Origin of the sequence: Sabulicella flocculans (assembly GCF_045449635.1) — a bacterium.
Lineage (GTDB): Bacteria > Pseudomonadota > Alphaproteobacteria > Acetobacterales > Acetobacteraceae > Roseococcus.
In genome coordinates this window covers 341,365-361,033 of record NZ_JBJJBR010000001.1, presented here as the reverse complement: position 1 = coordinate 361,033, position 19,669 = coordinate 341,365, and the positions used below count along the sequence as shown (strand labels likewise).

Here is a 19,669-nt window from a genome sequence, read left to right as displayed (position 1 = left end):
CTTTCCCGTGTGTGCCTGGTGTCTAGCTTGCGATGCGCGCCAGCGCGGCGTCCAGCCGGGCCAGCTCGGCCCCGGCCTCGCGCACGCGCTCCTCGGTGTCCTCGATGACGCTCGGCTCGGCCTTGGCGCGGAAGCCGGGGTTGTCCAGCTTCTTCGCCAGCTTGTCGCGGTCGGCGGCGATGCGCGCGCGCTCCTTGCCCAGCCGCGCGCCCTCGGCGGCGAGGTCCACCACGCCCGACAGCGGCAGGAACAGCGTCAGCTCGCCCGCGCTGGCCGAGGCGCCGGGTCCGTCCGCCGCGCCCTCCACCGGCGCCTCCACGCGCGCCAGCCGCGCCAGCTGCGGCGCGAAGCCGGCCAGCGTCGCCACCTGCGCGGCGGGGCCGGACACGCGCAGCGGCAGCACCGCGCCCGCCGGCACGTTCAGCGCCGAGCGCGCCGAGCGGATGGCGCCGATGGCGGCGATGGCGAGGTCGATCCCCTCCCCGTCCGCGCGCACGCCGGAGGCCTGCGGCCACGCCGCCGCGGTCAGCCCCACCGCCTCGCCGTAGCCCAGCTTGGACCACAGCTCCGCCGTCACGAAGGGCATCACCGGGTGCAGCAGCCGCAGCACCACGCCCAGCACGTGCTGCGCGGCACCCTGCACCTGCGCCTTCTCCTCGCCGTCCGGGCCGTTCAGCACCGGCTTGGCGAACTCGATGAACCAGTCGCAGTAGGTGTTCCAGGCGAAGCCGTAGAGGGTGGCGGCGTAGTCGTCGAAGCGGAAGCGCTCCAGCGCCTCCGTCGCCTCGGTGATCGCCGCATCTGCCTTTGCCAGCAGCCAGCGCGCCAGCGGGTCGGTCGCGCGCGCCGGGTTATAGCCCGGCTGCACGCGCACGCCGTTCATCTCCAGGAAGCGCGCGGCGTTCCACAGCTTGGTGGCGAAGGCGCGGTAGCCCTCCAGCCGCTGCGGGTCCAGCTTGATGTCGCGCCCCGGCGAGGCCAGCGCGCACAGGGTGAAGCGCACCGCATCGGCGCCATGCTGCTGAATCAGGTCCAGCGGGTCGAGCACGTTCCCCTTGGACTTGCTCATCTTCTGGCCCTTGGCGTCGCGCACCAGGCCGTGGATCACCACGTGGCGGAACGGCACCTCGTCCATGAAGTGCAGGCCCATCATCATCATCCGGGCCACCCAGAAGAAGATGATGTCGAAGCCGGTCACCAGCACGTCGGTCGGGTAGTGCTTGCGCAGCGCCGCGGTGTCCTCCGGCCAGCCCAGCGTGCTGAAGGGCCAGAGCGCGGAGCTGAACCAGGTGTCCAGCACGTCGGGATCGCGGGTCAGCGGCGTCTCGGTGCCGTAGTGCGCGCGGGCGGCCTCCTGCGCCTCCGCCTCGCTGCGCTTGACGAAGACCGTGCCGTCCGGGCCGTGCCAGGCCGGGATGCGGTGCCCCCACCAGAGTTGGCGCGAGATGCACCAGGGCTGGATGTCGCGCATCCAGGCGAAGAACAGGTTCTCGTATTGCCGGGGCACGAATTGCGTGCGCCCGTCCTCGACGGCGGCGATGGCGGGCTTGGCCAGCGTCGCGGCGTCGCAATACCATTGCAGCGTCAGCCGCGGCTCGATCGGCACGCCCGAGCGGTCGCCATGCGGCACCTGGTGGGTGTGCGCCTCCGTGGCCACCAGCAGGCCCTGCGCCTCCAGCTCCGCCACGATCAGCTTGCGCGCCTCGAAGCGGTCCACGCCCTCCAGCCCGCGCAGGAAGGCGCTGTCGCCGCCGACTTCCGCCAGCGTCACCCGGCCCTCGACGTCCAGCACGGAGGGCATGGGCAGACCGTGGCGCTTGCCGACCTCGTAGTCGTTGAAGTCGTGCGCGGGGGTGATCTTCACCGCGCCGGTGCCCTTCTCCGGGTCGGAATAGGCATCGGCGACGATGGGGATGCGCCGCCCGGTCAGCGGCAGGATGGCGTGCTTGCCCACCAGTTCGGCGAAGCGCGCATCCTCGGGGTGCACGGCCACCGCGGTGTCCGCCAGCATGGTCTCGGGGCGCGTGGTCGCCACCTCGATGAAGCCGCCGCCCTCCACCGGGTAGCGCAGCGTCCACAGGCTGCCCTTCACCTCGCGGCTTTCCACCTCGAGGTCGGAGATGGCGGTCTGGAACACCGGGTCCCAGTTCACCAGCCGGGTGTCGCGGTAGATCAACCCCTGCTCGTGCAGCCGCACGAAGACCTCCAGCACCGCGGCCGAGAGCCCCTCATCCATGGTGAAGCGTTCGCGCGGCCAGTCCAGGCTGGCGCCCAGGCGGCGAAGCTGGCGGGTGATGGTGCCGCCCGATTCCGCCTTCCACTGCCACACGCGCTCCAGGAAGGCCTCGCGGCCCATCTCGCGCCGGCTGGGCTGGCCCTGCTGGGCCAGCAGGCGCTCCACCACCATCTGGGTGGCGATGCCGGCGTGGTCGGTGCCGGGCATCCACAACGCGTCGCGGCCCTGCATGCGGCGCCAGCGCACCAGCACGTCCTGCAAGGTGTTGTTCAGCGCATGCCCGATGTGCAGCGAGCCGGTGACGTTGGGCGGCGGGATGACGACGGTGAAGGGCGGCTTGTCCCGCGCCGGGTCGGCGGAGAAGACGCCGGACGCCTCGGCGGCGTCGTAGAGCCGGGCTTCCAGGGCGGCGGGGTCGAAGGCCTTGTCGAGCATGGAGCGCACCTTCCGCGCCCCGCGCCCGCCGTCAAGGTGTCAGCGGCTCATCACCCGCTCGATTTCCGCGCGCACCAGCCGCTCGACGGTGGCGGGCAGGTGGGCGTCCAGCCATTCCTTCAGCAGCGGCCGCAGCTCCTCGCGCACCACGTCCTCGATGGAGGGGCCGTTGCGCGAGACGGCGGCCCCGCGCTCCTGCGCCACGGCGCGGGACAGCTGGCCCAGCGCGGCGGCGGCGGCGGCCGCGGCGGCGGGGGCGATCAGGCCGTCGGCGGGCGGCGGCGGCGCGGCGGCGGGTTCGGGCATGGGCGCGGGCTCCGGCTCGGGCGGCGGCGGGGGGGCGGGCGGCGGTTCGGGGGCGAGGGCGAGCAGCACCGGCGGCGGCTCGGGCTCCGGCGGCGCGGCTTCCGCGGCGGGGGGCGCGATCATCATCTCCGGCGTCAGCACCAGCGCGTCCGGCTCCTCCTCCTCCACGGAGGCTGGGGCGGGGGCCGGGGCGGGCGTGGCGGCGGGCGCCGGCTCGTCCTCGTTCAGGATCTTGCGGATGGAGGCGAGGATGTCCTCCATCGAGGGCTCGGGCGCGCCCGGCGCGGCGGCGCCGCTCACCGCCGCACCGCCACGGCGGAGTAGTCGCCCAGGCCCACCCAGCGGTCGCGCACCGCCGCGTAGTAGGCGCGCATGTCGTAGATCTCGACCGGCAGGCCAAGATCCTGCGCCGTCAGCCGGCCGATGGCGCCGGCCAGGGTGTAGGAGCCGGTGACGACGGTCGCCAGCGCGTTCACCAGGCTGGTGCGGGCGTTCAGCAGCTCCTGCTCGGCGTTCAGCACGTCCAGCGTGGTGCGCGAGCCGACGATGGCCTCGCGCTGCACGCCGTCCAGCGCGATCTCGGCGGCGCGGATCTGCGCGCGCACGGAGTCCACGGTGGCGCGGGCGGAGCGCAGCTGCTCCCATCCCTGCGCCGCCTGCTGCGCGGCGAAGCGGCGCGCCTCGTCCACCTGCTGGCGGGTCTGCTGCGCGGTCTGCCGCGCCTGGCGCACCAGCGCGTGCTCCGCCCCGCCCTGGTAGAGCGGCACGGAAAGTTGGAGGGTGGCCTGGCCGCCGGTCTGCCGCTGGATGGCGGCGGAGACGTCGGTCTGCCGGAACGCCTGCGCGTTGGCCGAGAGCTGCGGCAGCAGGGTGGAGATCTGCACGTCCACGTTGTCGCGCGCCGCCGCGGCGGCGAACAGCGCGGCGACCACGGTGGGGTTGTTGGCCAGCGCCGCCGCCTGCGCCTCCGCTGCCGAGCGCACGGGCAGGTTCAGCGGCTGCGGGTTGGTCAGCCGGCCCGGCTGCTCGCCGATCACGCGCTGGAAGGTGGCGCGGGCGATCTGCAGGTTGCCCTCGGCCTGGGTGCGGGCGGAGCGCGCGCCGGCCAGGCGGGATTCCGCCTGCGCCACGTCGGTGCGGGTGATCTCGCCGACGCGGAAGCGCTCGTTGGTGGCCTGCAGCTGGCGGCCCAGCACCTGCTCGTTGTTGATGTTCAGGCGCAGCAACTCGCCCTGCTGGATGACGCCGATGTAGGCGTTCACGCCGTCGCCCAGCACCTGCTGCTCGGTGGCCAGCAGCCGGGCGCGCTGGGCCAGCACGGTGTTCTCGGCCTGGCGGGTCTGGGCCACGGTGCGGCCGCCGCGGAACAGCGGCTGCGTCAGGCTGGCGGTGGCCGCCGTCGGGCTGCGCTGGCCGGCGATGACGGTGCCGGTGTTGGCCGCGGTGGCGCGCGTGTCCGTGACGCCGTAGGAGCCGGAGACCACCACGGTGGGCCGCCAACCGGCCAGGGCCTGGGGCACGTTCTCGTCGGTGGCGCGCAACTGGGCGCGGGCGGCCAGCAGGGTGGGGTTGTTGGCGTAGGCCTGGGCCAGCGCCTCCTGCAAGGTCTGCGCGCCGGCGGGGGCGGCGAGCAGGGCCACCGCAAGGCCGATGTTCAGCGGGCTGAGGCGCATCCGCGTGGGACTCCGTGGGCAGTCGGTGAAGGATAGCCGCCGGGGCGTCCGGGCGCCACCGGCGGGTTCAGAAGCGGAACCCCGCCGGCGCGGCGAAGGCGGGCAGCAGGGGGGCGGCGGCGTCGAAGGACGGCACCTCGGAAACGGTGCCGCCGGCGCGGCGGAACAGGCTGGCCCGGCCCTTCATGCCCTTGCCGGCGCGGACCAGCGCGGCGCGCCCGCCCTCGCCCAGCTGCGTCCACAGCGCCTCCGGCACGGTCTCGACCGCGCCTTCCACCAGGATGACGCGGTAGGGGGCGCCGGCGGGCCAGCCCTGGGCAGGGTTGGCCGCGTGCAGCTCGGGCCGGTTGGCGGGCAGGGCGAAATCGAGCGCCGCGCGGCCGGCCTCGACCAGGGCGGCCTCCTCCTCCACGGCGGTGACGACCAGGCCCATGGCGGCCAGCACGGCGGCGCCGTAGCCGGTGCCGGCGCCCAGCACCAGCGCGCGCTCGCCCGGCTGCGGCAGCAGGGCCTGGACCAGCCGGCCCAGCACCATGGGCTGCAGCAGGGCGCGGCCCGGGGCCAGGGGCGTGGATTCGTCGGCATAGGCGCGGGCGGCCAGGGCGGCGGGCAGGAAGCGCTCCCGCGGGACCTCGCCCATCGCGCGCAGCAGCAGGGGGTCGTTCACCGTGTTTGGCTCCAGCTGGCCCAGCACCATCATGCGGCGCGCCGCCTCGAAATCCTGCACCATCGTCGCCGCGAGCGTCATCAGCAGCCTGCCTTCCGTTCGCCGCGGTTATAGGCGCGCCCGCCGCCGCCGCAAAGCCGCGCGGCTTGACCCTGCGGCGCGCTTGCCCGATACGCTGCGCCCAGGTGGTCCCGTGGCCGAGTGGTCAGGCAAGGGTCTGCAAAACCCTCCACGGCGGTTCGATTCCGCCCGGGACCTCCATCCACCCTTCCCTACGCCCGTCGTCGCCGCACGGAAGTGAGCCGGGGGCGGTTGCGGGGTCCGCGGGGCCGGGCTATACGCCCGGCACCGCGATGTTCCGGCGTGGCGCAGCGGTAGCGCAGCGGACTGTTAATCCGTTGGTCGTTGGTTCGAATCCAACCGCCGGAGCCATCCCCTCCCCTTTCCGCGCCTCAGCCCTTCACCGGGCCGGCGTCGTCGTCATCCTCCTCCATCTCCTCGTCCTCCAGGTCGTCCTCCTCGTCGCCCTCCTCTCCCTCGTCGGCATCGAGGATCAGGGCGCCGCGGACGGTGGCGAGGCAGGCGGAGTAGGTCTCGAGGATCCAGCCGCGGTCCATCTCGCCGTCCTCCTCGTTCTCCATGATGAGCTTCAGCAGCGCGAGGGCCACGGCCTCCTCGCTGTCGCCCTCGATCTCGATCTTGATGTCTGCCATGTCGCGTCCTTTCAGCGGCGCAGGTGGTCGATCAGGCGCTCGTCGGCGCGCCGGGCCATGCCCGGGATGAACAACGCGTCGAACAGCCACCAGATGAGGATGACGGCAAAGATCGGCCAGCCGATCAGGATGGGCATCAGCACCCAGGAGACGGCGAAGATCGCCAGCATCGCCAGGCCGGAGCCCCACTTGCCCAGGTACATGCGGTGCACCCCGCCGTAGCCCAGGAAGAACCAGATCAGGTAGGCCAGGAGGACCGACTTGCGGCCGGCCTCGAAGCGCATGCGCGCGACGGCGTCGTCGGACGGGGGCATTTGGGACCTTCGTTGGTTGCCCGTAGCATATGGGGAATCGCCCCACCCCAAGGAAGACGTCCCGATGACGATCGCGCTGCACACCTGGAACACGCCCAACGGCCGCAAGATCAGCGTCGCCCTGGAGGAGATGGGCCTGCCCTACGAGGTGAAGGTGGTGGACATCACCAAGGGCCAGCAGTTCGACCCCGCCTTCCTGGCCTTCAGCCCCAACAACCGCATCCCCGCCATCGTGGACCCCGACGGCCCGGGCGGCGCCCCCATCACCGTGTTCGAGAGCGGCGCCATCCTGCTCTACCTGGCGGAGAAGACCGGGAAGTTCCTGCCGGCGGACCTGAGGGCGCGGGTGCCGGTGCTGGAATGGCTGATGTGGCAGATGGGCGGCTTCGGCCCGATGCCCGGCCAGGTGCACCACTTCCTGATGCAGCCCGAGGGGCCGGCGCGCGACTACGGCCTCGCGCGATACCACGCCGAGACCAAGCGCCTCTATGGCGTGCTGGACCGGCGGCTGGCCGGCCGGGACTTCGTGGCGACGGCGGACGGGCCCTCGGTGGCCGACTTCGCCATCCTCGGCTGGGCCTGGCGGCACGAACGCCACCAGGTGCCGTTCGACGACCTGCCGAACGTGGCCGCGTGGTACGCGCGGATGATGGACCGCCCTGCGGTGCGCCGCGGCTTCGAGGTTTCCCTGGGGTGACGGTTTGACGCCGGGGGCCCGGGCCTGTATCAGGGCCGGGCATACGCCGTGATGACTTTCCACTCCTGCGGAGGGGTGGCCGAGTGGCCGAAGGCGGCGGTTTGCTAAATCGTTAGAGGGTTAATCCCCTCTCAGGGGTTCGAATCCCCTCCCCTCCGCCAGTTCGCAGAATTTCGCGCCGCTACGCTGCTTTTCGCTCCGGTTCGCGTTGCCCCTCGGGAAACCATCAAATCCGCGCGAAAATCTTCGAGGGACCGCTTGTCGAAGCCCAGCCGCGACGGGCGCAGCACAGTGCCCAAACGGCACGCACGATGGATCTCATAAGCTTGTTGACATAAAGAACAAAATAGGAATAGGGGGTGGGCGTCATCGGCGGAGCCATGCCTGTTGAGGGTGCAGAAGCGATTGCTGCTCGGCCTTTGCGTCGCCGGACTCCTGGCCATCGTCGCGCGCCCCGCCTGGGACATCCTGGTTTTGATTTTCGAGGATCCCCTCTCCGACCATGGGGCCGCGGTTTTCTCCTTTGTTGGAGAGCGGCCAGATGAGGTCCGGATCGTCGCTTTTCGTTTCGGTGAAAACGCGCGCCTGAGCGAGGAAGCTTCCGATAGGAGCTACACGATCCCTAGCCCATTGAGCCGCGGGACAATATCCGGGGCGACGATGTCGGCACGTGAAGGCCGCCAACAAGCCGAAATCCGATACCGCGTCGGTCACAGTGCTGAGACGAAGGTTTTCCAGTTCGACGTCGATCTCATCGCGCAAAGTCAGTGCGACGTGGCGGTTCGCTTTGCTGAGGAAGGGCCGCGCGCCAGCGCCTGCATCAACCATCGACCTGCCTCCTACGGCGGTACTTGGCGACACTGAGTCCGAGTTCGGCTGACGCCGGCGATCGCAACCTACCCCCTGAAAGGATGAAGCTAGGGATGATCCCAGCCCAAGCTTGGGCAGGATTGCGCGTCTGCGCGCGATCGCCGCGCAAGTGCGCGACTTTGCCAACGACGAAGCCGCGGCGTCGCGGCTGCCCGGGCAGGACCAGGGACCAGCAGATGCCTACCGCCATCTCATTGGAGTTGCGGAACTGTCACGCCGCGCGGGTCCTCTGCTTGCCGCAGCGATGGCTGAACGGAATGAGTGGGCCAGCACCGAAGCGATGCTGCGCACAATTCTTGGCGACAGACCTATCGCTCCAAGCAACCTGCCTGCGGCGCGCAGGATGGATCGTCACAACAACCTTCTGGCAGTGGGAATAGGGGCTCGGGCGCGTTCCACTGAAGATGTAGTCATGCGCGTCCGCTCTTTGATGGAGCGTGCCATCGAGACCACGGGCGGGTCCGGACGTGGGAACAGTCCGTACTGGCGTGAGGCGAGATATTGGTCAGAGGGTTCGACGTTGGCCGACTGGTCGCCGAACAACTGGTCCAAGATCGACGAGGCAGAGCATTTCAGCACGTATCGTCGTCGGATCGATGGCGGCGGCAGATCGGAGCGCGAGAGCACCGCAACAGGTGGCGCCGTGCAGGTCCGCCCTCATACTCGCGACGGTCATCCGGTATCCGGGCACACGCGTTCGAGCCCTGTGCACTGATCCAAGTGTCTCGTACGGCGATGCGGTTCTCGACGGTGGCAGAGCTATTCGCGCACGGTAGCGGCGGCACCACAGCCGCAGCGGATGGCGTCGAGCGTGGCCGCGCTGGCCTGGCGCACAATCCACGCCAAGAGCGCGCGCAGCGTGACCACCCGGCCATCCGCGATCGCAGAGACCGTTCATTCCCAGTGAACTACGCCCCGCCAGTTCCCTCCCCCACCCGCGACCCACGGCGAGGCCGGGCGGCCTCAGCCCCCCAGCTTCGCCTTCACCACCTCGTTCACCAGGGCAGGGTTGCCCTTCCCCTGCATCGCCTTCATCACCTGGCCGACGAAGAAGCCGAACAGCTTGTCCTTGCCGGCGCGGAACTCCGCCACCTTGTCGGCATTCGCGGCCATGACGGCATCCACGGCGGCCTCGATGGCGCCGGTGTCGCGCACCTGCTTCAGCCCGCGTTCCTCCACGATGGCGGCGGGATCGGCATCCGCCTCCAGCATGATCTCGAACACGTCCTTGGCGATCTTGCCGCTGATGGTGCCATCGGCGATCAGGTCCAGCAGGCGGCCGAGGTGGCGGGCGCTCACCGGGCTGTCGGAGACGTCGCGCTTCAGGCGGTTCAGCGCGGCGAAGTAGTCGCCCGTCACCCAGTTGGCGGCCAGCTTGGCGTCGCGGCCCTGCGCCACCTCCTCGAAGAAGACCGCCGTGTCCTTCTCCAGCGTCAGCACATGCGCGTCATAGGGCGAGAGGCCCATGGCGACGTAGCGGGCGCGGCGGGCATCCGGCAGTTCCGGCAGGGCGGCCTTCAGCGACTCCACCCAGGCGGCGTCCAGCACCAGCGGCGGCAGGTCGGGGTCGGGGAAGTAGCGGTAGTCATGCGCGTCCTCCTTGGAGCGCATGGAGCGCGTGACGCCGCGCGCGGTGTCGAACAGCCGCGTCTCCTGCTCCACCGTGCCGCCGGATTCCCAGACCTCGATCTGGCGCCGCGCCTCGGCCTCCACCGCCTGCATGACGAAGCGGATGGAGTTGACGTTCTTCACCTCGCAGCGCGTGCGGAACCCTTCCCCGGCCTTGCGGACGGAGACGTTGACGTCGGCGCGCAGCGAGCCCTCGTCCATGTTGCCGTCGCAGGTGCCCAGGTAGCGCATGATCTGGCGCAGCTTGGTGAGGTAGGCGCCGGCCTCCTCCGGCGAGCGCAGGTCGGGCTCGGAGACGATCTCCATCAGCGCGACGCCGGAGCGGTTCAGGTCAATGAAGGACTTCGAAGGATGCTGGTCGTGCAGGGACTTGCCGGCATCCTGCTCCAGGTGCAGCCGCGTGATGCCGATGGCCTTGGTGGTGCCGTCCGCCAGGGTGATCTCCACCTCGCCCTTGCCGACGATGGGGTGGGCGAACTGGCTGATCTGGTAGCCCTGCGGCAGGTCGGCGTAGAAGTAGTTCTTGCGGTCGAAGCGGGACCACAGGTGGATCTGGGCGTTCAGGCCCAGGCCGGTGCGCACCGCCTGGGCCACGCATTCGCCGTTGATGACCGGCAGCATCCCCGGCATGCCGGCGTCCACGAAGCTCACCTGGCTGTTGGGCGCGGCGCCGAAGGCGGTGGCGGCGCCGCTGAACAGCTTGGCCTGCGAGGTGACCTGGGCATGCACCTCCAGCCCGATCACCAGCTCCCAGCCGTCAATCGTGTAGCTCATGCCGCGATCCCCGGCTTGTGGGTGAACTTCGCCGCCTTCTCCATCGCGCTGCCCAGGGCGAACAGCGTCTCCTCCTCGAAGGGCCGCCCCAGCAGCTGCAGGCCCAGCGGCAGCCCGGCGGCGGCAAGCCCGGCCGGCAGCGCCAGGCCCGGGATGCCGGCCAGGTTGGCGGTGATGGTGAAGACGTCGTTCAGGTACATGGTCACCGGGTCGTCCGGCTGCTCGGCCAGCGAGAACGCCGCCGTGGGCGTGGCCGGCGCCAGGATGGCGTCGCAGGAGCGCCAGGCCTCGTCGAAGTCGCGGCGGATCAGCGCCCGCAGCTTCTGCGCCTTGAGGTAATAGGCGTCGTAGTAGCCGGCACTGAGCACGTAGGTGCCGATCAGGATGCGCCGCTGCACCTCCTGGCCGAAGCCGGCCGCGCGGCTTTCCTCATACAGGTCGTTGAGGTTGCCGCCCTGGTGCAGCTTCCGCAGCCCGAAGCGCACGCCATCGTAGCGCGCGAGGTTGGAGGACGCCTCGGCCGGCGCGACGATGTAGTAGGTGGCCAGCGCGTGCTTCGTGTGCGGCAGCGACACCGGCACGATCTCCGCCCCCGCCTCGCGCAGCCAGTCCAGCCCCTGGTCCCACACCGCCGCGATCTCGGGCGAAAGGCCCTCGGGCCGGTATTCCCCCGGCACGCCGATCCGCAGCCCCTTCACCGAGCGCGCGCAGGCGGCGGCGAAGTCCGGCACCGCCACGTCGGCGCTGGTGGAATCCTTCGGGTCATGGCCCGCCATCTCGTGCAGCAGCAGCGCGCAGTCCTCGACGGTGCGCGCCATCGGCCCGGCCTGGTCCAGCGAGGACGCGTAGGCGACGATGCCCCAGCGCGAGCAGCGCCCGTAGGTCGGCTTGATGCCGGCCACGCCGCAGAAGGCCGCCGGCTGGCGGATGGAGCCGCCGGTATCCGTCGCCGTGGCGCCCAGCGCCAGCCGCGCCGCCACCGCCGCCGCCGAACCGCCGGACGAGCCGCCCGGCACCAGGTCCCGCCCCGCGGGCGACCACGGGTTCACGCAGGGCCCGTGCATGGAATTGGCGTTGGTCGAGCCCATGGCGAACTCGTCCAGGTTCAGCTTGCCCAGGCTCACCGCGCCGGCCGCCCGCAGCTTCGCCGTCACCGTGCTCTCGTAGGGAGGCACGAAGTTGCCGAGGATGCGCGACCCCGCGGTGGTCCGCACGCCCTCGGTGCAGAAGATGTCCTTCAGCCCCAGCGGGATGCCGCCCAGCGGCAGGCGCGGGTCGGCGGCGCGGGCGGCCTCCAGCGTGCGCTCGCCATGCAGCGTGACAAAGGCGTTCAGCCGCGGGTTCACGCGCTCGATCGCCGCGAGGTGCGCCTCGGCCAGGGCCAGGGGCGTCGTCTCGCCGGCGCGCAGGGCGCGCTGCGCCCCGGCGATGGTCAGGTCGGTCAGGCTCATTCCACCACCTTCGGCACGCCGTACCAGTCGCCCTGGCGGTCGGGCGCGTTGGCCAGCACCGCATCCGCCATGCCGCCATCGGTCACGCGATCCTCGCGCCAGGGCAGGCTGGCGCCGCCTGGGTTGCCGCCGGCCAGCGGCTCCACCCCCTCGGTGTCCACCGCCTGCAGTTGCTCCACCCAGCCGAGGATGCCGTTCATCTCGTCGGTCAGGCGGGGGATGTCGGCGTCAACCACGCGCAGCCGGGCCAGCCGGGCCACGCGCCGCACCGTCTCGGCGTCCAGCGACATGGGTTTGCAATTCCGTCCAAGGGGGGGCATCAGCCCGGTCATGCCCCTTCTATCCATGGCGGACCTCCGCGCAAGCCTCGCGCCCGGCGCGCGCCTGCTGGGGCTGGACCTGGGCAGCCGCACCGTGGGCCTGGCGCTGACCGATGTGGGGCTGATGCTGGCCACCCCCGCCCCGGCGCTGAAGCGCGACAAGCTGGGCAGGATGGCCGCCGCCCTCCTCCCCTTCATCGCCGCCAATGGCGTGGGCGGGCTTGTGGTGGGCCTGCCGCTCTCCATGGACGGCACCCGCGGCCCGGCCGCCCAGGCCGCGACCGACTGGGCCAGGGACCTTTCCGCCGCGCTGGGCCTGCCGGCGGCGCTGTGGGACGAGCGCCTGTCCTCGGCGGCCGTCAACCGCGCGATGATCCAGGAGGCGGACCTGACGCGGAAGAAGCGCGCCCAGGCAGTGGATTCGGCGGCCGCGGCATGGATGCTGCAAGGGGCCTTGGATGCCACCGCCGCCCGCGGCTACAACCCCGGGCCATGAGCGGCTTCTCCTTCCCCCTCCTGCCGGCCGGGCACCTGCTGGGCATCGAGGGGCTGGAACCGCCCCACATCTCCGGCCTGCTGGACCTCGCGGAGAGCTACGCGCTGCTCAACCGCCAGGGCAAGACGCAGCGCGACCTGCTGAAGGGCCGCACCCTCATCAACCTGTTCTTCGAGGACAGCACCCGCACCCGCACCTCCTTCGAACTGGCCGGCAAGCGGCTGGGGGCGGACATCGTCAACATGTCCGTCTCCACCTCCTCCGTGAACAAGGGCGAGACGCTGCTGGACACCGCGGCGACGCTCAACGCCATGAAGACCGACCTGCTGGTGGTGCGCCACGGGCAGTCCGGCGCCCCCTCCCTGCTGGCGCAGAAGGTGGACGCCGCCGTCATCAACGCCGGCGACGGCACGCATGAGCACCCGACCCAGGCGCTGCTGGACGCGCTGACCATCCGCCGCCGCAAGGGCGACCTGCGTGGGTTGGTCGTGGCCATCTGCGGCGACGTGCTGCATTCGCGCGTCGCGCGCTCCAACATCCACCTGCTCTCGGCCATGGGGGCGCGGCTGCGCGTGGTCGGCCCGCCCACCCTGATGCCGGCGGAATGCGCCCGGCTGGGCGTGGAGGTGTTCCACGACATGCGCGCCGGTTTGGCCGACGCCGACGTGGTGATGATGCTTCGCCTGCAGAAGGAGCGCATGACCGGCGGCCTGGTGCCGTCGAGCCGCGAGTACTTCCGCTTCTTCGGCCTGGATGCCGCGAAGCTGGCGGTGGCGAAGCCCGACGCCATCGTGATGCACCCCGGCCCGATGAACCGCGGCGTGGAGATCGACAGCGCCGTGGCCGACGACCCGGCGCGCAGCGTGATCGGCGAGCAGGTGGAGATGGGGGTGGCTGTGCGCATGGCGGTGCTGGACGTGCTGGCGCGCCGGCTGCGGAGGAACGCGTGAACCCCGCCGAGGGCGTCCGCCGCGCCCGTGCCGGCGACGAGACCCTGCTGCGCGACATCACCCGCGCCGCCTACGCGCGCTGGGTGGCGGTGATGGGCCGCGAGCCCGCCCCGATGCGCGACGACTTCGCCGCCCGCGTCGCCGCCGGCCAGGCATGGCTGCTGGGCGAGGACGCGCTGTGCGTGCTGGAGGAGAAGCCGGACGCGCTGCTGCTGGACAACGTGGCGGTGCGCCCCGGCGCGCAGGGGCGCGGGCTGGGCCGCCAGCTCATCGCCTTCGCCGAGCAGGAGGCGCGGGCGCGCGGGCACCGGGTGCTGCGCCTGTACACCAATGCCCGCATGGCCTCGAACCTCGCCCTCTACGAAGGGCTGGGCTTCGCGGAGACGCGCCGGGAGGAGCACGAGGAGGTCGGCACGCGCGTGTGGATGGAGAAGCCCCTGCCATGAGCGCGCTGCTCATCACCAATGCCCGCCTGCTGGACCCCGCCAGCGGCCTGGACGCGCCCGGCGCCCTGCTGGTGCAGGACGGCCGCATCGCCGCGCTGTCCGGCGCCCCGGCCGAGGGGGCGGAGGTGCTGGACGCCGGCGGCGCCGTGCTGTGCCCCGGGCTGGTGGACCTGCGCGCGCGGGTCGGCGAGCCCGGCGCCGAGCACCGCGAGACCATCGCCTCCGCCGCCCAGGCCGCTTCCGCCGGCGGCGTGACCACCATGGCCGTGCCGCCCGACACCGACCCGGCGCTGGATGACCCGGCCCTGGTGGAGTGGCTGGCGCGGCGAGGCGAGGCCACGCGCTCCGTCACCCTGCTGCCGGTGGCCGCCGCCACCAAGGGCTGCGCCGGCAAGGAGATGGCGGAGTTCGGCCTGCTGCGCGAGGCCGGGGCGGTCGCCTTCTCCGACGGCAACCGCGCCATCGCCTCGGCGCGCAGCATGCGCCTGGCGCTGAGCTACGCGCGCGCCTTCGGCATGATGGTGGTGCAGCACCCGGAGGAACCGAGCCTGGCCGCCGGCGCCGCGACGGAGGGCGAGCTGGCCACCCGCCTGGGCCTGCCCGCCAGCCCGGCGGCTGCCGAGGCCATCCAGGTGGCGCGCGACATCGCGCTGGCGCGGCTGACCGGCGGGCACGTCCACTTCGCCCAGGTCAGCACCGGCGCCGCGCTGGACCTGGTCCGCGCCGCCAAGGCCGAGGGGCTGCGCGTGACCTGCGACACCGCGCCGCCCTATTTCGACCTGAACGAGACCGCCATCGGCGGCTTCCGCACCTACGCCAAGCTCTCGCCCCCGCTGCGCTCGGACGCGGACCGGCAGGCGGTGGTGGCGGCGCTGGCCGACGGCACGGTGGATGCCATCGCCTCCGACCACGCGCCGCAGGATGCCGACGACAAGCGCCTGCCCTTCGCCCAGGCGGCGGCCGGCGGCACCGGGCTGGCGACGCTGCTGGCGGTGACGCTGGCCCGCGTGCATGGCGGCGACCTGACGCTGGTCCAGGCGCTGGCCCTGCTGACCTGCCGCCCCGCCGCCCTGCTGGGCATCGAGGCCGGGGCGCTGCGCGTGGGCGCGCCGGCCGACCTGTGCCTGTTCCAGCCCGGCCGCGCCTGGCAGGTCAAGGCCGGCCAGATGCCCGGCAAGGCGCAGAACACCCCGTGGGACGGAAGGGCGCTGGAGGGCAAGGTGATCGGCACCTGGAAGAACGGAAGGCGCGTGTTCGGATGAACGACATCCTCGCTGGCGGCTTCGCCACGCTGGGCGCCGGCTTCCTCGGCTCCATTCCCTTCGGCCTGCTGCTGACGCGCTGGGCCGGGCTGGGCGACATCCGCAATGTGGGCTCGGGCAACATCGGCGCCACCAACGTGCTGCGCACCGGGCGCAAGGGGCTGGCGGCCGCCACGCTGCTGCTGGACGCGCTGAAGGGCACGCTGGCGGTGTGGCTGGTGGGCGCGCTGCTGGGCTGGAACTGGGCGCCCTTCGCCGCGCTCGCGGCGGTGCTGGGCCATTGCCACCCACCCTGGCTGCAGGGCCAGGGCGGCAAGGGCGTGGCCACCGCGCTGGGGGTGATGCTGGGGCTGGGCTGGCCGGTCTTCGCCGTCGCGGCCCTGGCCTGGCTGGCGGCGGCGGCCGTCTCGCGCATCTCCTCCGTCGGCGCGATGGCGGCGATGGCGGCGGGGGCCGCTTCGTCCTGGTTCCTGCTGGACCCCGTCTCGGCCACCGCCGTCACCGTGGCCGGCGCCTACGTCATTGGCCGGCACGAGGCCAACATCAAGCGCCTGATGGCCGGGACGGAGCCGCGCATCGGGCGCAAGGAGTGACGCAGGACCGGCTGCGGCTGGCGCGTACCGAAGGCGTCGGCCCCGCCCTGCACCGCCGCCTGCTGGCCCGCCACGGCAGCGCCGCGGCGGCCCTGGCGGCGCTGGGGCCGCGCGCCGCCCCGGCCCGCGAGGCCGAGCGCGAGATGGCCCTGCTGGAGAAGCGCGGCGCCCGGCTGCTGTTCCTGGGCGACCCCGGCTACCCGCCGTTGCTGGCCCTGCTGGAGGACGCGCCGCTGGTGCTGGCCGCCGAGGGCGACCTCGCGGCGCTGGGGCGGCGCGGGGTGGCGCTGGTGGGGGCGCGCAACGCCTCCGCCGCCGGCTGCCGGCTGGCGGAGGAGATGGCCGAGGCGCTGGCGCTGAAGGACATCGCCGTCATCTCCGGCCTGGCGCGCGGCATCGACGGCGCGGCGCATGTCGGCGCGCTGCGCACCGGCACCACCATCGCCTGCATCGCCGGCGGGCTGGACCGCCCCTACCCGCGGGAGAACGAGCGCCTGCAACGCCGCATCGCCGAGGAAGGCGGGCTGGTGCTGAGCGAGGCGCCGCTGGGCACCGCCCCGCTGGCCCGCCATTTCCCGCGCCGCAACCGCGTCGTCGCCGGGCTGTCGCTCGGCGTGGTGGTGGTGGAGGCGGCGCTGGCCTCGGGCACCCTGATCACCGCGCGGCTGGCGGTGGAGAACGGGCGCACCCTGTTCGCCGTGCCGGGCCACCCGCTGGACCCGCGCTCGCGCGGCGCCAACGAGCTGATCCGCCAGGGCGCCACCCTAACCGAGACGGCGGAGGACGTGCTGCTGCACCTGCCGGAAGCCCCCCTGCCCCGGCCCGCCCTGCCACTGGCGCCCTTCCCCGACATCCCGCGCGCGGCGGCCGAGGACCCTGCTCCGCCGGGCGACGGGGCCGCGCAAGTGCTTGAAATGCTTGGCCCCGTGCCGATGATGGTTGACGAGTTGGGACGGCGCTGCCAGCTATCGCGCCCCGAACTCGCCGCCCTGCTGACCGAGCTGGAGCTGGCGGGGCGGGTCGAATCGCTGCCCGGCAACCGGGTGGCGCGGTTGCCCTGAAGGACCCCCGCCTTGTCCAACGTCGTCGTCGTCGAGAGCCCGGCCAAGGCCAAGACCATCGAGAAGTACCTCGGCTCCGACTACCGGGTGCTGGCCTCCTTCGGCCATGTCCGCGACCTGCCGCCCAAGGATGGCAGCGTGCGCCCCGAGGAAGACTTCGCCATGGACTGGGAGGCCGACGACCGCGGCCAGAAGCAGGTGAAGGCCATCGCCGCCGCGCTGAAGGGGGCGAAGAAGCTCTACCTGGCGACCGACCCGGACCGCGAGGGCGAGGCCATCTCCTGGCACGTGCAGGACATGCTGGCGAAGTCCGGCGCGCTGCGCGGCAAGGACGTGTCGCGCATCACTTTCAACGAGATCACCAAGCGCGCGGTGCAACACGCCATCGCCCATCCGCGCGAGCTGGACACCCCGCTGATCGAGGCCTACCTGGCGCGCCGCGCGCTGGACTACCTGGTGGGCTTCCGCCTCTCGCCGGTGCTGTGGCGCAAGCTGCCGGGGTCGCGCTCGGCCGGGCGCGTGCAATCCGTCGCGCTGCGGCTGATCTGCGAGCGCGAGGCGGAGATCGAGGCCTTCGTGCCGCGCGAATACTGGACGGTGGCCGCGCGCATGGCCACGCCGGCCGGCGCGCCCTTCACCGCCCGGCTGACCCATCACGAGGGCAGGAAGCTCGACCAGTTCGACCTCAACACCGAGGCCAAGGCCATGGCGGCCAAGGCGGCGGTGGAGGCCGGCGAGCTCCACGTCGCCTCCGTCGAGAAGCGGCGCGTCAAGCGCAACCCGCCGCCGCCCTTCCAGACCAGCACCTTGCAGCAGGAGGCCAGCCGCAAGCTGGGCTTCGGCGCGCAGGTGACGATGCGCACGGCGCAGAGCCTGTACGAGGGCGTGGAGATCGGCGGCGAGACGGTCGGCCTCATCACCTACATGCGCACCGACGGCGTGCAGATGGCGCGCGAGGCGATCGCCGAGCTGCGCAGCCACATCAAGGGCGCCTTCGGCGAGGACTACATCCCCGCCGCCCCGCGCGAATACCAGAGCCGCGCCAAGAACGCCCAGGAGGCGCACGAGGCGATCCGCCCCACCGACGTCTCGCGCACGCCGGAGAAGGTGGCGCGCTACCTCGATGAGCGGCAGCGCAAGCTCTACGAGCTGGTGTGGAAGCGCGCCGTCGCCTCGCAGATGCAGAGCGCCGAGCTGGACCAGACCAGCGTGGAGATCAGCGACCGCGCGGGCCGCACCAAGCTGCGCGCCACCGGCAGCGTGGTCGCCTTCGACGGCTTCCTGAAGCTGTACCGCGAGGACGTGGACGACGCCGCCGACAGCGACGACGACGACGCCCGCATCCTGCCGCCGATGCGCGAGAAGGACCCGCTGAAGCGCGGCGAGGTGTCGGCCGAGCAGCACTTCACCCAGCCGCCGCCGCGCTACTCCGAGGCGTCCTTGGTCAAGCGCATGGAGGAGCTGGGCATCGGCCGCCCCTCCACCTACGCCTCCATCCTGCAGGTGCTGCAGGACCGCGAATACGTGACGCTGGACCGCCGCCGCTTCGTGCCGCAGGACCGCGGGCGGCTCGTCACCGCCTTCCTGGTCGCGTATTTTGAGCGCTACGTGGACACCGGCTTCACCGCGGCGCTGGAGGAGCAGCTGGATGACATCTCCGGCGGCCGGCTGGATTGGCGCGAGGTGATGCGGCAGTTCTGGACCGATTTCTCCCGCGCGCTGGACGGCACCGGCGACCTCAAGATCAGCGACGTCATCGACCGGCTGGACGAGGAGCTGGGGCCGCACTTCTTCCCGAAAGCCGATGACGGCAGCGACCCGCGCGAATGCCCGAATTGCCACCAGGGCCGCATCGGGCTGCGGCTGGGGCGCACCGGCGCCTTCATCGGCTGCTCGCGCTACCCCGATTGCCGCTACACCCGCCCGCTGGCGGTGCCGGGCGCCGAGGGCGACGCCAATGCCTTCGCCGACCGCAGCCTGGGCACCGACCCGGCCACCGGCCAGCAGGTGACGATGCGCCGCGGGCCCTACGGCATCTACGTCCAGCTCGGCGAGGGCGGGACCGATGCCAAGGGCAAGCCCACCAAGCCCAAGCGCGCCTCCCTGCCCCGCGGTGCCGACCCGGACGGCTTCGACCTCGACCGCGCGCTGGCGCTTTTGTCCATGCCGCGCATCGTCGGCCTGCATCCCGAGACGGGGGAAGAGATTTCCTCCAACCTGGGCAGGTTCGGGCCGTACCTGAAGATGGGCAATCTTTCCAAGACGCTGGACCGCGACGACGACCCGCTGACGGTGGGCCTCAACCGCGCGGTGGCGCTGCTGGCCGACGCCAAGCCGCGCGGCGTGACGCTGGGCGAGCACCCGGCCGGCGGTGGCCCGGTGGAGGTGCGGCGCGGCCGCTTCGGCCCCTTCCTGATGCACGGCAAGCGCGTGGCCAACCTGCCCCGCGGCACCGAGATGGAGGCGGTGACGCTGGATGAGGCGGTGAAGCTGCTGGCCGAGAAGGGCAAGGAGCTGGCGCCGATGAAGGGCGCCAAGGGCCGCAAGGCGCCCGCCCGCGCGGCCGCGCCGAAGGCCGAGGCTGCATCGCCGCCGAAGAAGGCCGCACCCGCCAGGAAGCCGGCGGCGAAGAAGGCTCCGGCGGCCAAGGCGGCGCCCGCCAAGAAGGCCGCGGCGAAGAAGCCCGCCGCCAAGAAGAAGGCCGGCTGAGGTGGCGCGCCGCGGCCCTCCGGCCAAGGGCCACAAGGCCAGGGCGAAGGGGCCGCCCCGTGCGCGG

18 protein-coding genes and 3 tRNA genes are annotated in these 19,669 nt (G+C 72.3%); 12 read left to right on the top strand and 9 right to left on the bottom strand.

Going from position 1 to position 19,669, the window contains the following annotated elements:
• Positions 1–22: 22 nt before the first annotated feature.
• The 4 genes from ACI6QG_RS01830 to ACI6QG_RS01815 all read right to left on the bottom strand — a co-directional run bounded on the left by ACI6QG_RS01830 (position 23) and on the right by ACI6QG_RS01815 (position 5,398).
• Complete coding sequence (locus ACI6QG_RS01830; protein ID WP_407022848.1) at positions 23–2,671, bottom strand: valine--tRNA ligase; 2,649 nt, start codon at positions 2,669–2,671, stop codon at positions 23–25.
• A 39-nt stretch (positions 2,672–2,710) separates the two neighbouring features.
• A complete protein-coding gene (locus tag ACI6QG_RS01825) occupies positions 2,711–3,277 on the bottom strand; it encodes a DUF2497 domain-containing protein (RefSeq protein ID WP_407022847.1) in 567 nt (188 codons plus the stop codon).
• Positions 3,274–4,650 (bottom strand): TolC family outer membrane protein, encoded by a 1,377-nt coding sequence (locus tag ACI6QG_RS01820; RefSeq protein WP_407022846.1) that lies wholly within the window; start codon positions 4,648–4,650, stop codon positions 3,274–3,276. Before ACI6QG_RS01820 ends, ACI6QG_RS01825 begins: the two co-directional genes overlap by 4 nt.
• A gap of 67 nt (positions 4,651–4,717) precedes the next feature.
• On the bottom strand, positions 4,718–5,398 hold the full coding sequence (locus tag ACI6QG_RS01815) for a protein-L-isoaspartate O-methyltransferase family protein (protein WP_407022845.1): 681 nt from the start codon (positions 5,396–5,398) through the stop codon (positions 4,718–4,720).
• Positions 5,399–5,504: 106 nt separating this feature from the next.
• Between ACI6QG_RS01815 and ACI6QG_RS01810 the strand changes: the two genes are divergently transcribed.
• Positions 5,505–5,578: transfer RNA gene (locus tag ACI6QG_RS01810), tRNA-Cys, on the top strand.
• Positions 5,579–5,674: 96 nt separating this feature from the next.
• Positions 5,675–5,749: transfer RNA gene (locus ACI6QG_RS01805), tRNA-Asn, on the top strand.
• A 20-nt stretch (positions 5,750–5,769) separates the two neighbouring features.
• Here the strand turns inward: ACI6QG_RS01805 and ACI6QG_RS01800 are convergent.
• Together ACI6QG_RS01800 and ACI6QG_RS01795 are read right to left on the bottom strand one after the other, a co-directional pair.
• Positions 5,770–6,030, bottom strand: coding sequence for a hypothetical protein (locus ACI6QG_RS01800; protein WP_407022844.1), 261 nt, complete (start codon positions 6,028–6,030; stop codon positions 5,770–5,772).
• 11 nt (positions 6,031–6,041) lie between these two features.
• Positions 6,042–6,344: a TM2 domain-containing protein gene (locus ACI6QG_RS01795; RefSeq protein ID WP_407022843.1), complete on the bottom strand. Its 303-nt coding sequence runs from the start codon at positions 6,342–6,344 to the stop codon at positions 6,042–6,044.
• Between the two features lie 64 nt (positions 6,345–6,408).
• Between ACI6QG_RS01795 and ACI6QG_RS01790 the strand changes: the two genes are divergently transcribed.
• The 3 genes from ACI6QG_RS01790 to ACI6QG_RS01780 all read left to right on the top strand — a co-directional run bounded on the left by ACI6QG_RS01790 (position 6,409) and on the right by ACI6QG_RS01780 (position 7,905).
• The gene (locus ACI6QG_RS01790; protein ID WP_407022842.1) at positions 6,409–7,041 is read left to right on the top strand and encodes a glutathione S-transferase family protein; all 633 of its coding nucleotides are present in this window, start codon (positions 6,409–6,411) and stop codon (positions 7,039–7,041) included.
• 69 nt (positions 7,042–7,110) lie between these two features.
• Positions 7,111–7,202: transfer RNA gene (locus ACI6QG_RS01785), tRNA-Ser, on the top strand.
• A gap of 226 nt (positions 7,203–7,428) precedes the next feature.
• Positions 7,429–7,905: a hypothetical protein gene (locus ACI6QG_RS01780; RefSeq protein ID WP_407022841.1), complete on the top strand. Its 477-nt coding sequence runs from the start codon at positions 7,429–7,431 to the stop codon at positions 7,903–7,905.
• A gap of 969 nt (positions 7,906–8,874) precedes the next feature.
• On the opposite strand, the gene gatB is transcribed toward ACI6QG_RS01780, so the two are convergent.
• From gatB to gatC, 3 genes are read right to left on the bottom strand one after another with little or no spacing between them, the layout of a single operon-like run.
• Positions 8,875–10,314, bottom strand: coding sequence for an Asp-tRNA(Asn)/Glu-tRNA(Gln) amidotransferase subunit GatB (gene gatB / locus ACI6QG_RS01775; RefSeq protein WP_407022840.1), 1,440 nt, complete (start codon positions 10,312–10,314; stop codon positions 8,875–8,877).
• Positions 10,311–11,765 (bottom strand): Asp-tRNA(Asn)/Glu-tRNA(Gln) amidotransferase subunit GatA, encoded by a 1,455-nt coding sequence (gatA, locus tag ACI6QG_RS01770; RefSeq protein WP_407022839.1) that lies wholly within the window; start codon positions 11,763–11,765, stop codon positions 10,311–10,313. The genes gatB and gatA overlap by 4 nt, the downstream gene beginning before the upstream one ends.
• Positions 11,762–12,055: an Asp-tRNA(Asn)/Glu-tRNA(Gln) amidotransferase subunit GatC gene (gene gatC, locus ACI6QG_RS01765; RefSeq protein WP_407022838.1), complete on the bottom strand. Its 294-nt coding sequence runs from the start codon at positions 12,053–12,055 to the stop codon at positions 11,762–11,764. Before gatC ends, gatA begins: the two co-directional genes overlap by 4 nt.
• Before the next feature lie 40 nt (positions 12,056–12,095).
• Between gatC and ruvX the strand changes: the two genes are divergently transcribed.
• The 7 genes from ruvX to topA are packed head-to-tail and all read left to right on the top strand — an operon-like array spanning position 12,096 to position 19,602.
• A complete protein-coding gene (gene ruvX / locus ACI6QG_RS01760) occupies positions 12,096–12,581 on the top strand; it encodes a Holliday junction resolvase RuvX (protein ID WP_407022837.1) in 486 nt (161 codons plus the stop codon).
• On the top strand, positions 12,578–13,531 hold the full coding sequence (locus ACI6QG_RS01755) for an aspartate carbamoyltransferase catalytic subunit (RefSeq protein ID WP_407022836.1): 954 nt from the start codon (positions 12,578–12,580) through the stop codon (positions 13,529–13,531). The genes ruvX and ACI6QG_RS01755 overlap by 4 nt, the downstream gene beginning before the upstream one ends.
• On the top strand, positions 13,528–13,977 hold the full coding sequence (locus ACI6QG_RS01750) for a GNAT family N-acetyltransferase (protein WP_407022835.1): 450 nt from the start codon (positions 13,528–13,530) through the stop codon (positions 13,975–13,977). The genes ACI6QG_RS01755 and ACI6QG_RS01750 overlap by 4 nt, the downstream gene beginning before the upstream one ends.
• Entirely contained in the window at positions 13,974–15,239 is a 1,266-nt protein-coding gene (locus ACI6QG_RS01745; RefSeq protein ID WP_407022834.1) for a dihydroorotase, read from the top strand. Before ACI6QG_RS01750 ends, ACI6QG_RS01745 begins: the two co-directional genes overlap by 4 nt.
• Complete coding sequence (gene plsY, locus ACI6QG_RS01740) at positions 15,236–15,832, top strand: glycerol-3-phosphate 1-O-acyltransferase PlsY (RefSeq protein ID WP_407022833.1); 597 nt, start codon at positions 15,236–15,238, stop codon at positions 15,830–15,832. The genes ACI6QG_RS01745 and plsY overlap by 4 nt, the downstream gene beginning before the upstream one ends.
• Positions 15,829–16,893 carry a DNA-processing protein DprA gene (gene dprA / locus ACI6QG_RS01735; protein WP_407022832.1) on the top strand — a complete coding sequence of 355 codons (1,065 nt, stop codon included), beginning with the start codon at positions 15,829–15,831 and terminating at the stop codon, positions 16,891–16,893. The genes plsY and dprA overlap by 4 nt, the downstream gene beginning before the upstream one ends.
• A gap of 12 nt (positions 16,894–16,905) precedes the next feature.
• Positions 16,906–19,602, top strand: a complete 2,697-nt coding sequence (topA, locus tag ACI6QG_RS01730) for a type I DNA topoisomerase (RefSeq protein ID WP_407022831.1) — start codon at positions 16,906–16,908, stop codon at positions 19,600–19,602.
• The last annotated feature ends 67 nt before the right edge of the window (positions 19,603–19,669 follow it).

Excerpts from the sequence above, each read along its gene's own strand:
- ACI6QG_RS01830 (WP_407022848.1), bottom strand. The coding sequence starts at position 2,671 with ATGCTCGACAAGGCCTTCGACCCCGCCGCCCTGGAAGCCCGGCTCTAC.
- ACI6QG_RS01820 (WP_407022846.1), bottom strand. The coding sequence starts at position 4,650 with ATGCGCCTCAGCCCGCTGAACATCGGCCTTGCGGTGGCCCTGCTCGCC.
- ACI6QG_RS01815 (WP_407022845.1), bottom strand. The coding sequence starts at position 5,398 with ATGACGCTCGCGGCGACGATGGTGCAGGATTTCGAGGCGGCGCGCCGC.
- ACI6QG_RS01800 (WP_407022844.1), bottom strand. The coding sequence starts at position 6,030 with ATGGCAGACATCAAGATCGAGATCGAGGGCGACAGCGAGGAGGCCGTG.
- ACI6QG_RS01795 (WP_407022843.1), bottom strand. The coding sequence starts at position 6,344 with ATGCCCCCGTCCGACGACGCCGTCGCGCGCATGCGCTTCGAGGCCGGC.
- ACI6QG_RS01790 (WP_407022842.1), top strand. The coding sequence starts at position 6,409 with ATGACGATCGCGCTGCACACCTGGAACACGCCCAACGGCCGCAAGATC.
- gatB (WP_407022840.1), bottom strand. The coding sequence starts at position 10,314 with ATGAGCTACACGATTGACGGCTGGGAGCTGGTGATCGGGCTGGAGGTG.
- gatA (WP_407022839.1), bottom strand. The coding sequence starts at position 11,765 with ATGAGCCTGACCGACCTGACCATCGCCGGGGCGCAGCGCGCCCTGCGC.
- gatC (WP_407022838.1), bottom strand. The coding sequence starts at position 12,055 with ATGTCGCTGGACGCCGAGACGGTGCGGCGCGTGGCCCGGCTGGCCCGG.
- ruvX (WP_407022837.1), top strand. The coding sequence starts at position 12,096 with ATGCCCCTTCTATCCATGGCGGACCTCCGCGCAAGCCTCGCGCCCGGC.
- ACI6QG_RS01755 (WP_407022836.1), top strand. The coding sequence starts at position 12,578 with ATGAGCGGCTTCTCCTTCCCCCTCCTGCCGGCCGGGCACCTGCTGGGC.
- ACI6QG_RS01745 (WP_407022834.1), top strand. The coding sequence starts at position 13,974 with ATGAGCGCGCTGCTCATCACCAATGCCCGCCTGCTGGACCCCGCCAGC.
- plsY (WP_407022833.1), top strand. The coding sequence starts at position 15,236 with ATGAACGACATCCTCGCTGGCGGCTTCGCCACGCTGGGCGCCGGCTTC.